This is a genomic window from Verrucosispora sp. FIM060022 (genome assembly GCF_003977705.1).
Taxonomy (GTDB): domain Bacteria; phylum Actinomycetota; class Actinomycetes; order Mycobacteriales; family Micromonosporaceae; genus Micromonospora; species Micromonospora gifhornensis.
Genome location: NZ_RQIV01000011.1, coordinates 62,130 through 74,895 on the forward strand (window position 1 = coordinate 62,130; position 12,766 = coordinate 74,895).

Annotated in this window: 10 protein-coding genes; 5 read left to right on the forward strand and 5 right to left on the reverse strand. The window is 71.9% G+C overall.

All coding sequences use genetic code 11. The features are described from left to right. Positions 1-41: 41 nt before the first annotated feature. The 4 genes from EG812_RS24660 to EG812_RS24675 are packed head-to-tail and all read right to left on the reverse strand — an operon-like array spanning position 42 to position 4,206. Entirely contained in the window at positions 42-1,211 is a 1,170-nt protein-coding gene (locus EG812_RS24660) for a GNAT family N-acetyltransferase (protein ID WP_126713015.1), read from the reverse strand. 29 nt (positions 1,212-1,240) lie between these two features. After that, positions 1,241-1,726 carry an OsmC family protein gene (locus EG812_RS24665; RefSeq protein ID WP_126712909.1) on the reverse strand — a complete coding sequence of 162 codons (486 nt, stop codon included), beginning with the start codon at positions 1,724-1,726 and terminating at the stop codon, positions 1,241-1,243. Positions 1,727-1,777: 51 nt separating this feature from the next. After that, entirely contained in the window at positions 1,778-2,776 is a 999-nt protein-coding gene (cydB, locus tag EG812_RS24670) for a cytochrome d ubiquinol oxidase subunit II (RefSeq protein ID WP_126712911.1), read from the reverse strand. 14 nt (positions 2,777-2,790) lie between these two features. After that, positions 2,791-4,206 carry a cytochrome ubiquinol oxidase subunit I gene (locus tag EG812_RS24675; protein WP_126712913.1) on the reverse strand — a complete coding sequence of 472 codons (1,416 nt, stop codon included), beginning with the start codon at positions 4,204-4,206 and terminating at the stop codon, positions 2,791-2,793. Between the two features lie 278 nt (positions 4,207-4,484). Here EG812_RS24675 and EG812_RS24680 point away from each other — a divergent pair, with 278 nt between their 5' ends. Next, positions 4,485-5,264 (forward strand): lysophospholipid acyltransferase family protein, encoded by a 780-nt coding sequence (locus EG812_RS24680; protein ID WP_013733868.1) that lies wholly within the window; start codon positions 4,485-4,487, stop codon positions 5,262-5,264. Positions 5,265-5,331: 67 nt separating this feature from the next. Here the strand turns inward: EG812_RS24680 and EG812_RS24685 are convergent, their stop codons facing one another. Then, positions 5,332-6,303: an aldo/keto reductase gene (locus tag EG812_RS24685; protein ID WP_013733867.1), complete on the reverse strand. Its 972-nt coding sequence runs from the start codon at positions 6,301-6,303 to the stop codon at positions 5,332-5,334. Between the two features lie 98 nt (positions 6,304-6,401). Between EG812_RS24685 and EG812_RS24690 the strand changes: the two genes are divergently transcribed. The 4 genes from EG812_RS24690 (at position 6,402) to EG812_RS24705 (ending at position 12,740) form a co-directional block, all read left to right on the forward strand. Further along, positions 6,402-7,169 carry a glycerophosphodiester phosphodiesterase family protein gene (locus EG812_RS24690; RefSeq protein WP_126712915.1) on the forward strand — a complete coding sequence of 256 codons (768 nt, stop codon included), beginning with the start codon at positions 6,402-6,404 and terminating at the stop codon, positions 7,167-7,169. Between the two features lie 23 nt (positions 7,170-7,192). Further along, the gene (locus tag EG812_RS24695; RefSeq protein ID WP_013733865.1) at positions 7,193-8,587 is read left to right on the forward strand and encodes an MFS transporter; all 1,395 of its coding nucleotides are present in this window, start codon (positions 7,193-7,195) and stop codon (positions 8,585-8,587) included. 61 nt (positions 8,588-8,648) lie between these two features. After that, positions 8,649-9,380 carry a thymidine kinase gene (locus EG812_RS24700; RefSeq protein ID WP_043720896.1) on the forward strand — a complete coding sequence of 244 codons (732 nt, stop codon included), beginning with the start codon at positions 8,649-8,651 and terminating at the stop codon, positions 9,378-9,380. A gap of 150 nt (positions 9,381-9,530) precedes the next feature. Beyond that, a complete protein-coding gene (locus EG812_RS24705) occupies positions 9,531-12,740 on the forward strand; it encodes an FtsX-like permease family protein (protein WP_126712916.1) in 3,210 nt (1,069 codons plus the stop codon). The last annotated feature ends 26 nt before the right edge of the window (positions 12,741-12,766 follow it).

Genomic DNA, 12,766 nt, shown 5'->3' on the forward strand with positions numbered 1-12,766 from the left:
GTGGGGTCCGGGGCCGATGCCCCGGGCCCCACGCTCGCTTGTCAGAAGTAGTCGAGGGCCTGGGCGGGTGCGCCGGCGGCGAGCAGGTCCAGGGCGCCCGGGTCGGGTGTGCGGTGCTGCAGGAGGCCGGCTTCGGCGAGGGTGCGGGCGGTGGCGGTGGCCGTGTAGAGGCGGGCGAACCCCCGCACGGTCAGGTGCAGGTCGGTGTCGGTGCTGCTGCGGCGCAGCCGGGCCTGGCCGTCGGCGACGGTGAGCTGCCAGGTGCCGGTGTTCCAGTCGGCGAGCTCGTCGGTGAGGGCGAAGGTGACCTGCCCGCGGACGTGTGCGGGCCAGCCGCGGGCTTCGACGGCGCGGACGACGTCGACGGGACGGTGCATCCAGGTGTCGCGTTCGTGTTCGCGGGCGCGTTCGACAGGCAGGTGTGCGCTGAGGGCGTCACCCGTCAGCGGGGTCAGCCGCACCGTGGGGGCGACGCTGTGCCAGCTGGCGAGCACGCCGATGAGCGCGCGGGCGGCGTCGGCGCTGGTGGCGAGGGCGTCCTCGACGGTTAGGACGGAGTCGGGGCCGTAGCCACGGCCGCGGTTCCAGCCGGCGTAGCCGACCAGGGTGTCGTCGTGTTCGACGAGGGTGAGCCCGTCGTAGGGCAGTTCGTCGCCGGGGGCGAAGCGGGGGTGGGTGCGGGTGAGCAGGCCGTTGCGGTGTGCGGCGACGCGTTGGTACAGGTCGACGGTGGCCGGCAGGTCGGCGGGGGTGCCGGCGCGTACGACGAGGTGCGGTGCCGGCCGGTGTCGGGGCAGCGCGGTGGTGGGCAGGTCGAGGGTGCGCAGGTGTCCCGCGACGTCCCAGCCGAGGGCACGGTAGGGGGCGCTGGTGGTGGCGAAGAGGGTGCTGACGGCGGCGCCGCGTTCGTGGGCGCCCCGCAGCAGAGCGCGCAGCAGCGCCCGGGCGATGCCGGTGCCGCGGGCCTCGGGGGCGATGGCGACCCCGGCGACGTCGGCGGCGGGTACGGCCCGGCCGGTCCACCACTGCTCGTCGTGCAGGTCGACGGCCTTGCCGACAAGGGTGCCGGCCGGGTCGAAAGCGCCGTAGCTGGTGCGGCCGGCGGGTGCAGCGGCGGGCTGCGGGGGCGGCTGCGGGTCGCCGCCGAAGGTGAGTCGGCCGAGCTGCCAGGCGGCGGGCAGGTCGTCTGCGGTGAGTTCGCGGATGGTCAGCTGCACGGCCTGACGATAGTGATGTCCGCTCAGCCGGTGCGGGTGCTGGGTTGGTGGCGGACCGGGAAGTTGACCGAGTTGGCGATGAAGCAGAGGTGGTGGGCGTCGTCGTGCAGGGCGGTGGCGGCGTCGACGGTGTCCGGGTCGGCGACGGTGACCTCCGGGTGCAGGACGACGTCGGTGAAGCGTCCGCTGCCGGTGTTGTCGGTGGTCATGGTGCCGCTGGCGTGGTCGACGTAGTCGGTGACCACAATGCCGTTGTCGGCGCACAGGTGCAGGTAGGCCAGCATGTGGCACTGGGACAGGGCGGCGAGCAGGAGTTCTTCGGGGTTCCAGCGGGTCGGGTCGCCGCGGAAGGTGGGGTCGGAGCTGCCGGGGATGACCGGGTGACCGTCGGCGGTGACGTCGTGGTCGCGGCGGTAGTCGCGGTAGCCGCTGGTGCCGGTGCCGAGGTTGCCGGTCCAGGTGACGGTGGTGGCGTAGGTGTGGGTGTGCAGGCGGGGCATGGTCGCCATGGTGCCGGATCGGGCCGGAGGCCGTGGCCCCCGGCCCGATGGCCGATCAGTTCAGTGCTGCGGGATGTGGGCGACGCCGATGCGCTTGCGGAACACCCAGTAGGTCCAGCCCTGGTAGGCCAGCACGATCGGGGTGAAGATCACCGCCACCCAGGTCATGATCTTCAGCGTGTAGGGGGTGGAGGCGGCGTTGACGGCGGTCAGCGTGCCGGCCGGGTCCAGCGTCGAGGGCAGCACGTTGGGGAACAGCGCCGCGAACAGCGTGGCCACGGCCAGGGCGATGGCCACCGCGGTGCCGGTGAAGGCCCAGCCTTCGCGGCGTACCTTGGCGGCGGCGAGACCACCGAGCAGGGCCAGTGCCGCGCCGACGGCGAAGACCACGGCGGCGGTGCTGGAGCGGATGGTCAGGGTCCAGCTGAGGAAGGCCACGGCGAGCACGGCGGTGCCGACCCCGAGGCGTACGGCCAGGGCGGCGGCGCGGTCCCGGATGTCGCCGACGGTCTTGAGGGCGATGAACACCGCGCCGTGCGTGAGGAACAGGGCCGCGGTGGTGGCGCCACCGAGCAGGGCGTACGGGTTGAGCAGGTTGAACAGGCCGCCGGCGTACTCGTGGTCGGCGGTCAGGGGTACGCCGCGCAGGATGTTGGCGAAGGCGACGCCCCACAGGATGGCCGGGACCAGGGAGCCGAAGAAGATGGCGGCGTCCCAGCGTCGCTTCCAGGAGGCCTCCGGGCGCTTGTGGCGGTATTCGAAGGCGACCCCACGCACGATCAGGGCCAGCAGGATGAGCAGCAGCGGCAGGTAGAAGCCGGAGAAGAGGGTGGCGTACCACTCGGGGAAGGCGGCGAACATGGCGCCGCCGGCGGTGATCAGCCAGACCTCGTTGCCGTCCCAGACCGGCCCGATCGTGTTGATCATGACGCGGCGTTCCCGGTCGTCACGGCCGAGTACCGGTAGCAGCATGCCGACGCCGAAGTCGAAGCCCTCGAGGATGAAGTAGCCGGTGAACAGTACGGCGACGAGGAGAAACCAGATGGTGGTCAGTTCCACGATGGGGCTCCGGGTCAGTAGGCGAAGGCGAGCGGGCGCTCGCTGTCGTCGGTGTCGTCGGGTTCGGGGTCGGGGGTGACGTCGGGGACCCCGGCCTTGGCGTAACGCAGCAGGAGTTTGACCTCGACGACGGCGAGGGCGGCGTAGATGAGGGTGAAGGCGGTGAAGCTGGTGAGGACCTCGGTGAGTGAGACGCTGCGGGACACGCCGTCGCGGGTGAGCATCTCGCCGAAGACGATCCAGGGCTGGCGGCCCATCTCGGTGAAGATCCAGCCGAAGGAGTTTGCCAGCAGGGGCAGGATCGGCATGGCCAGGCCGGCGCGCAGCAGCCACTTGCTGTTGGGGGTGGTGCGGCCCTTGCGGTGGGTCCAGAGGACCAGCAGGGCGATGGCGGCGGCGGCCAGCCCGAAGCCGATCATGAAGCGGAAGCTCCAGTAGGTGACCGGGATGATCGGGGTGTAGCTGCCGGGGCCGTACTGGGCGGTGTAGAGGGCCTGCAGGTCGTTGATGCCCTGCACGGTGCCGTTGGGGTCGCCGGTGCCGAGGTACGACAGCAGGTAGGGGATCTTGATGGCGAACAGTTCGCGGCTGCCGTCGAGGCTGCCGACGGTCAGTACGGAGAACGAGGCCGGGCTCTCGGTCTGGTAGAGCCCTTCGGCGGCGGCCATCTTCATCGGCTGCACCTGAGTCATGATCTTGCCCTGGATGTCGCCGGTGATGGACACGGCGACGGCCGAGACGAGGGTGACCCAGGAGCCGAACTTCGCGGCGAAGCGGTACGCCGGGGTGTCGGCGCTGTCGCGGTTGCGGATCAGGTGCCACAGGGCGACGGCGACCAGCAGGCTTCCGGCGACGAGGAAGGAACCCGCGATGGTGTGCGGGAAGGTGATCAGGGCGACCTTGTTGGTCAGGACGGCGACGAAGTCGGTCAGTTCGGCGCGGCCGGTCTCGGGGTTGAAGCGGTAGCCGACCGGGTTCTGCATGAACGAGTTGGCCGCGAGGATGAAGTAGGCCGACAGGTTGGTGCCGATCGCGGCGGCCCAGATGCTGGCCAGGTGCAGGCGCTTGGGCAGCCGGTCCCAGCCGAAGATCCACAGGCCGATGAAGGTGGATTCGAGGAAGAAGGCGACAAGGGCCTCGATGGCCAGCGGGGCGCCGAAGATGTCACCGACGAAGCGGGAGTAGTCGCTCCAGTTCATGCCGAACTGGAATTCCTGCACGATGCCGGTGACCACACCCATCGCAAAGTTGATCAGGAACAGCTTGCCGAAGAACTTGGTGAGCTTGAGGTACTTCTCGTTACCGGTGCGGTGCCAGAGGGTCTGAAGGATGGCGACCAGGACGGACAGCCCGATGGTCAGTGGAACGAAAAGAAAGTGGTAGACGGTGGTGACACCGAACTGCCAGCGGGCGACGTCCAACGCGTCCACCTGCGACCCCCCAGGCTGCTGCTCATACTACAAGACGTAGTAGATACTACCGCTCGTCGTACAGCAAAGTGCAGAGTCGAGGGGCCCGAACGGGCCCGGGACCAATGACCCTGCTCACCTCTGCCGGAGGGCCCGCCGCGATCAGCCCGATCGCGGCGATGACGGCACTGTGCATGGCCGCGCGTCGCCGAGCCGCCCGCTCAGCCGGGCGACAACCTGCGCAGGGCTCACGCCCCCAGGCATCGGTAGGTGGCTCGGGCATGCGACCATGCCCGCTGATGGACCTCGCGCACTCCCCCTGGCAAGCTCCGCTGATCTGGCGCGCCGCGCAGGCGCTCGCCCGTGGCGTGGTCGCGCTGCTGGCTCGGCTGGAGGTCACCGGCGACCTGCCCGCGTCGCTGCGCGACAGGCCGCTGATCCTGGCCGCCAACCACATCAGCCCGTTCGACCCGATCGTCCTCACCGCCGCCTGCCGGCAGCGCCGGATCGCGCCCCGGATCATGGCCACCGGCGGGCTGTTCCGGGTACCGGTGATCGGTGCCGCCATGCGCGCCGCCGGGCACATCCGCGTCGACCGGGGCACCAGCGCAGTGCACCGGGCGCTGGACGACGCCGCCGCGGCGGTCACCGCGGGTGCGGTGATCCTGGTCTACCCGGAGGGGCGCATCAGCCTGGACCCGGGCCTGTGGCCCGAACGCGGCAAGACCGGCACCGCCCGGCTCGCCCTGGCCTGCGGCGCCCCGGTCATCCCGGTCGCCCAGTGGGGCTCCCACGAGGTCCTGCCCTACCAGGCGCCCAAGGGACTGCTCGGTGGCGTGACCCGCGCCCTGCTGCGTCGCCCGACAATCCGGGTGCACTTCGGTGAACCGGTGCCGCTGGCCGACCTGACGGCGAGCCGACCCGGTGTGGCCCGGCTGGCCACCGACCGGATCATCGACGCCCTCACCGACACCCTCGCCCCGCTGCGCCCGGACGAACCCGACCGGCCCCGGCACGTCGACCCGGGACGGCCGGTCGACACCAGCCGCTCCCACCGGCGACGCACCGCCGCCGACTGATCCGATCCGACCGGCTCGGGTCGATCAGGGTCGGGCCCGGCCGGGTCGGATCAGGCGGTCAGGGTCGTCACGGCAGGGCTTCGCCGCGGGCGGTGAGCCACAGCTCGTACCACTGCTCGTGGGTGAGGTCGGGTTCACGGCGTACCGCGTCGGCGCAGGCGCGGATGCGCTCGGGCCGGGAGGTGCCGATCACCGGCACGATCCGGGCGGGGTGCCGCTGCAGCCACCACAGCAGGATGGTCTCCGGCGTGGTGTCGTGCTGCTCGGCCAGGGCCGCCACGTGCGCGGTGGTGGCGTGCTCGGCCGGGGTCTGGGCGGCACCGGTGAACCGGCCCCGGGCCAGCGGACCCCAGGCCTGCACCCCGACCCGGTCGAGCAGGCCGCGCTCGACGGTGCCGAGGGGGAAACCGAGTGTGGCGGCGGGCGGGGTGTTGACCAGGACGCCGGCCTCCAACCAGTCGCGGTCGGCCAGGCTCATCTGCAACTGGTTGACGATCAGCGGCAGGTCCAGGTGCGCCTGGAGGTAGGCGATCTGTGCGGCGGCCATGTTCGACACGCCGAAGTACCGCACCAGGCCCTCCCGGTGCAGCGCGGTCAACGTCTCGGCGACGTCCTCCGGGTCGGCCAGCGGGTCCGGCCGGTGCAGCAGCAACACGTCGATCACGTCGGTACGCAGCCGGGTCAGGCTCTGCTCGACGCTGTGCCGGATGTGGGTGCCGCGCAGGTCGTAGTAGCCGGGTCGGTCACCGTCGGGCAGGTGGATGCCGCACTTGGTCTGCAGCAGGATGCGCTCGCGCAGACCGGGCGTACGGGCCAGCACCTCACCGAAGACGGCCTCGGACTTGCCGTGGCGGTAGATGTCGGCGTGGTCGAAGGCGGTGACGCCCACCTCCAGGGCGGCGACGATGGCGGCCTCGGCGGCGTCGATCTCCGCGGGGCCGTAGGGTTGCCGGTCCCAGCCCCCGCCCAACCCCATGCACCCGTAGATCAACCGGTGGGTGCGGATGTCGGTCACGGTGCGGGACTCCTTCTCGATCATGGAGTGTGGATAGCACAACCGGTCCGCCGGTGCCCGGTGCGGGTGGCGGCCACGTCCCCGCCACCCGCAGGTCACCGGGGCCGGGCATACTGCGCTGCGTGCCACCCCGTTCGCGCTACCTCGACGGCTCGACCCCGCTGGCGTTCGCGCACCGTGGCGGTGCCGCCGACGGCGACGAGAACACCACGGCGGCGTTCGCCCGTGCGATCGACCTCGGCTACCGGTACGTGGAGACCGACGTGCACGCCACCGCCGACGGCGTGGCCGTGGTGTTCCACGACGACACCCTGCAACGGGTGACCGGCGCACCCGGCCGGGTGGCCGACCTGCGCTGGGCCGACCTGGCGGCGGTGCGCGTCGGTGGGGCCGCGGCGGTGCCCCGCCTCGACGAGGTGCTCGACGCCTGGCCGCAGGTGCGGTTCAACATCGACGTCAAGTCCGACCGGGCGGTGGTGCCGACGGTGGCCACGGTGACCCGGGCCGGCGCCGGTGACCGGGTGCTGCTCGCCTCGTTCAGCGACAGCCGGTTGAGCAGGCTGCGGGCGTTGACCGGCGAGCAGGTGGCGACAAGCCTCGGGGTCCGGGGGGTGGCGCGGCTGCGCTGGGCCTCGCTGACCGGGCGGCGACTGCGCCTGCCGCCGTCGGTGGTGGCCGCGCAGGTGCCGGTGCGCTACGGCCGGCTGCCGCTGGTCGACCGCCGGTTTCTGCGTACGGCGCATCGGTTGGGGTTGCAGGTGCACGTCTGGACGATCGACGAACCTGCCGAGATGCACGAGTTACTTGATCTTGGTGTTGATGGCATCATGACCGACCACGTCGGCGTGCTGCGCGACGTCTACCGCAGCCGCGGCCACTGGGCCGCCTGAACAAACAGGGCAAGGGACCCCACATGGCCGAGACGGTGACCCCCACCGCGCAGGACGACGCTCCTCCCCCCGCCAGCACCCGCCGCGAGCGCACCGGCTGGTACTTCTACGACTGGGCCAACTCGGCGTTCCAGACCACCGTCATCACGGTGTTCCTCGGGCCGTTCCTGACCAGCGTGGCCAAGGTCGCCGCCGGGTGTGAACTGGGTGCCGACTGCAACGGTTACGTGTACCCGTTGGGCATCAAGGTGGCGGCCGGCTCCTACTACCCGTACCTGATCTCACTGTCGGTGTTGCTTACCGTCTTCGTGCTGCCGGTGATCGGGGCGATCGCCGACCGGTCGCTGCACAAGAAGCGGCTGCTGGCCGCCACCGCGTTCACCGGTGCCTTCGCCACCATCGGCATGATCTTCGTGACCGGGGACCGGTACCTGCTCGGCGGCCTGCTGTTCATGGTCGCCAACATCAGCTTCGGTGCGGCGATCGTGGTGTACAACTCGTTCCTGCCGCAGCTGGGCGGCCCGGACGAACGCGACGGCATCTCCAGCCGGGGCTGGGCGCTGGGCTACCTCGGCGGTGGTCTGCTGCTGGCGTTGAACCTGGTCGCGGTGCAGTCGTTCGACAACGGCACCGCCGAGCGGACCCTGGACCTGGCCCGCTGGTCGATCGTCTCGGCGGGCCTGTGGTGGGCGGTGTTCACCCTGGTGCCGCTGCGCTGGCTGCGGGAACACCCCACCGCCGCGGCGCTGGCCGCCGGTGGCCGGGGCAACGTGCTCACCGACGGATTCCGGCAGCTCGGCCGCACCCTGCGGGAGGTCAAGGCGTACCCGCTGACGTTGTTCTTCCTGCTCGCGTTCCTGGTCTACAACGACGGCATCCAGACCGTCATCACCCTGGCCAGCCAGTACGGCACCGAGGAGCTGCGGCTGGACCAGAGCACCCTGATCGTGACGATCCTGCTGGTGCAGTTCCTGGCCTTCGGTGGGGCGTTGGGCCTGGGCGCGCTGGCCGGGCGGATCGGCGCCTGGAAGACGGTGCTGCTGAGCCTGGTGCTGTGGACCGCGGTGATCGTCGGGGCGTTCCGGTTGCCGGCCGAGGCACCGCTGCCGTTCATGATCCTCGGCGCGGCCATCGGCCTGGTGCTCGGCGGCAGCCAGGCGCTGAGCCGCTCCCTGTTCAGTCAGCTGATCCCGGCCGGCAAGGAAGGCGAGTACTACGGCTTCTACGAGATCAGCGACAAGGGCACCAGTTGGCTCGGCCCGCTGGCGTTCGGCCTGGTGTTCCAGCTGACCAACTCCTACCGGGTCGGTCTGGTCTCCCTGCTGATCTTCTTCGTGGTCGGTTTCGTGTTGCTGCTGGCGGTGCCGATGCGTCGGGCGATCGTCGCGGCCGGCAACACCCCGCCACGGGTGCTCTGAGGCACATCGCGCGCCCCGCCGTGATCGGCCCGTCGCCGCCGATCCGCTAGGCTGCCCGTCCGTGACGAGCCCCGCAGACGCCGTGCCGACCTGTTTGTCCCGACCCGCGCTGGACGGGTCGAGTGACACCCCGGCCGGGTGTGTCGCCGCCCGTGGTGTCGACGGGCGGCCCGCGCACGCTGCCGCGCTGCGGTTCTACTGGGGGCCGATGGACTGCGGCAAGTCGACGATGGCCCTGCAGATGAACTACAACCACGCCCGGCAGGGCCGGCGCGGGCTGGTCACCACCCGCATCGACCGTTCGCTGGGCCCGCAGGTCACCACCCGCATCGGGCTGGCCCACGAGGCGATCGAGATCACCGACGAGGTGGACCTGCGGGCACTGGTCCGCGACGCCTGGGCCGACGGGGTACGGGTGGACTACCTGATCTGCGACGAGGCCAGCTTCTACTCGGTGCAGCACGTCGAGCAGATGGCCGAGCTGGTCGACAGCTACGACGTCGACGTGTACGCCTTCGGCCTGGCCACCGACTTCCGGTCCTGCCTGTTCCCCGCCGCCCAGCGACTGTTCGAACTGGCCGACACGGTGGCCCGCATCCAGGTCGAGGTGCTCTGCTGGTGCGGGCGTGAAGGGCTGCTCAACGCCCGGGTCGCCGGCGGGCGGGTGGTCCGCGAGGGCGAGCAGGTCGTCATCGGTGACACTGTCGACACCGCCGACGTGCGTTACCAGGTGCTCTGCCGGCGTCATCACCGCAGCGGCGACCTGGGTCCCCGCGTCACCGTCGACGCCTGACGGCCGTCCCCCGCCACCGGTCTGTACGACCGGCGGATAACAAAATGATCACTGCTGCGAACCTTTCCCCGGGTCCCGCCCCTTCTGGTGCATGACGAGACGTGAGCAGGGGCCGTCGGCGCCCCGCGAACCGGTGGGGGTACAGGTCGAATGAGGTTCGCGTTGCGGCGTGCCCGAGGCACGAAAGGGCTGCTGCTGGCCGCCGCCGGGGCGGCGCTGGTGGCTACCGTCGCCCTCACCGGACTGGCCGCGTACAACCGGGACGTGGTCGACTCGGGCACCCGTAACGTGCTCGCCGCGGCCACCCCGCAGGAACGCTCGGTGCTGATCCGGTCGTCGGCCGGGCGTACCGCCGACGCCCTGCAAGAACGCGACACCGCCCTACGCGAGCAGGTACGCGTCGACGTGGACGGGTTGGCCGCCCGGGTCACCTCCGCCGGGTACGCGGCCGGCCGGCAGTTGCGCGGCGACGCCGGTGACGCCACCGCCGACCGTACCGGCAGCATCTACGCCTCGGTGATGTTCCTCGACGACCTGCCGGAGCACGCCCGGCTCACCGCGGGCGCCTGGCCGCAGGCCGGCTCCGCGCGACCGGAGACCGCCCTGGCGGCCGCGGCCGCGGCGACGCTGCGGGTGGGGGTCGGTGACCGCATCCCGATCACCGACGGACTCACCGAACGGGTCACCGAGGTGACAGTGGTGGGGGTGTTCACGCCGGTGGACCCCGACGCCGCGTACTGGCGGCTCGCGCCGGAGACGGCGACCGGTTCGCTGCCGCAGGCGGCCACCTACGGCCCGATGATCGTGCACCGCGACGACTTCGTCACCCATTTCCTGGCCAACGCCTCCGCCGGCTGGCTTGTCGAACCCGACCTGTCCACGATCAGGACCACCGGCGAGTTGGACCGGTTGGCGCAGGTGGCCACCCGGATCGTCACCACCACCACGGCGCAGGCCGGCCTCGGTGACTCCGCGGTGGCCATCAGCGACCTCGCCAGCCTGGTGCCCCGGCTGCAGCAGGCCACCCTCGTCGGCCGTTCCGCGTTGGTCACTCCGATGCTGCTGGTGGTGGTCCTCGGCGGGTACGCGCTGCTGCTCGTCGCGGTCCTGCTCACCGAGCACCGCCGGGGTGAGACGGCGCTGCTGCGCGCCCGGGGCGCCAGCCGATGGCAACTGGCCGGGCTGACCGCCCGCGAGGCCACCCTGGTCGTCCTGCCCGCCGCCGTCCTGGCCCCGCTGCTCGTCACCGAACTGCTCGGCCTGGCCGGGCACCTCCCCGGGCTCGCCGCGGTGTCGCTGCGCCCGGACGTGTCACTGGACGCGATGATCTGGCTGGTCGCGGGGGCCGCGGCCGCCGGTTGCGCGCTGGCGATGATCGGGCCGAGCCTGCGCCGGGGCGGCAGTTACGTCGCCGACCTGGCCAGCCGTTCCCGGCCGAGCCGCCGCGGCATGGTGCAACGGGCCGGACTCGACGTGCTGCTTGTCGGTCTGGCCCTGCTGGCGTGGTACCAGCTGAGCCGGTACTCCTCACCGCTGTCGCGCAGCCGGGGCGGCGAGTTGGGCATCGACCCGCTGCTGGCCGCCGCACCCACGCTCGGGGTGCTGGCCGGGGCGGTGCTCGCCCTGCGGCTGCTGCCCCCACTGGTCCGACTCGTGGAACGCTGGGTGGACCGCAGGCCGTGGACCGCCACCATGCTCGGCACCTGGCAGGCCGGTCGGCGACCGCACGCCGGTCCGGTGCTGCTGCTCGCCCTCGCCGTCGCGGTCGGCACCCTCGCCTGGTCACTGGCCAGTACGTCCCGACAGTCCCTCGACGACCAGGCCGCCCACCAGGTCGGCGCCGACCTGCGGCTGACCGAGACCGACGGATCGGCACCCGACGACCGGGCCGACCGGCTCGCCGAGCTGCCGGGCACGACGGCGGTCCTGGCCGGCTGGCGGGACCGCCTGCGGGTCGGGCCGGACCTGCAACCGCTCACCGTGCTGGCCTGGGACGCCGAGTCCGCCGGTGAGGTGGTGCGGATCCGTCCCGACCTGGCCGACGGCTCGGCCGACACGCTGTTCGACGGACTCACCGCCGGGCGTGTGACGGCACCGGCGACCCCGCTGCCGGCGGGCACCCGACAACTGACCGGACAACTTCGGACCAGGATCGACCATCCGTTCGGCGCCGTCGCTCCGGTACGCCACCATGCGGTGCTCTCCGGACCGGGCAACGGATACCGGCGGGTGCTGCTCGGCGTCACCGGCAACGGCGACCGGCTGCCCTTCTCCGTCGAACTGCCGGCCGCAGACACGCCCTGGCGGCTGGTCGGCTTCACCGTCGAGACCGCCGGCAGCGACCGGATCACCATCGACTGGCAGCTGTCCGACCTGCGGGCCAGCCGGGACGCCTCTCGTGGGGAACCGGTCGACCTGGCGGCCGACGGCCCGTGGCGGATGGTCAACCCGTCCGGTCCGGTGGCCGCACCGAGGGCCACCGGGAACACCCTGAAGGTCAGCTACGTGGGAGGCCAGGGAGCGGATATCTACGCCCGAGGCAAGACGTTGCGGCTGGGCATCTCCCGACCCGCGGCCGGCGGTCTGGTGCCGGCGGTGGCCACGCCGCAGGCGCTGGCCGCACTGCGGCGCGACATCGGCACGCAGACCCAGTTGTTCCTCGGCGGCGCCGACGTCGACCTGACCATGGTCGACACCATGGTCGCGGCACCCGGCGACACCGACGACGCCGCGCTGCTGGTCGACCTGCCGTCGCTGGCCACCCGGCTCTTCCACGACTACGGCATCGTCCGTCCACCGGAGGAGTGGTGGCTGGCCACCCGGCCCGGTCAGGCGGAACAGGCGGCGAACGCGGCCGCCGCGCTCGACGGCCTGACCGTGCTGAACCGGGAACGGGTCGCCGACGAGTTGGCCCGTGACCCGTTCGGGGTGGGTGCCCGCGGTGCGCTGTTCGCCGCCGCCCTCGCCGCGGTGCTGCTGGCCGCCGTCGGGGTGGCGGTGGACGTCAGCGCCACCGCCCGTCGACGAGCCACCGAGTTGGCCGTGCTGCACACCCTCGGCGCCGGACACCGCCTGGTCGCCCGGTCGCTGCTGGCCGAGCAGTCGTTCCTGGCCGGGATGGGTGTGCTGGTCGGCCTGGCGGTGGGGGTCGGGGTCGCCGCGACGATGGCACCCCTGGTCATCCTCACCCCGTCCGCCGAGCGACCCCATCCACCGCCGTTGCTGAGCGTCGACTGGCCACCGGTGGTCGCCACCGGCGCGGGCCTGCTGCTGTTGGCGCTGACCTTCAGCGCCGCGGTCTCGGCGACCATGCGCCGCCGCCTGACCGCCACTCAACTGCGCATCGGGGAAGACCGATGAGCATCAGCCCCGCAGTCGCGAACGAA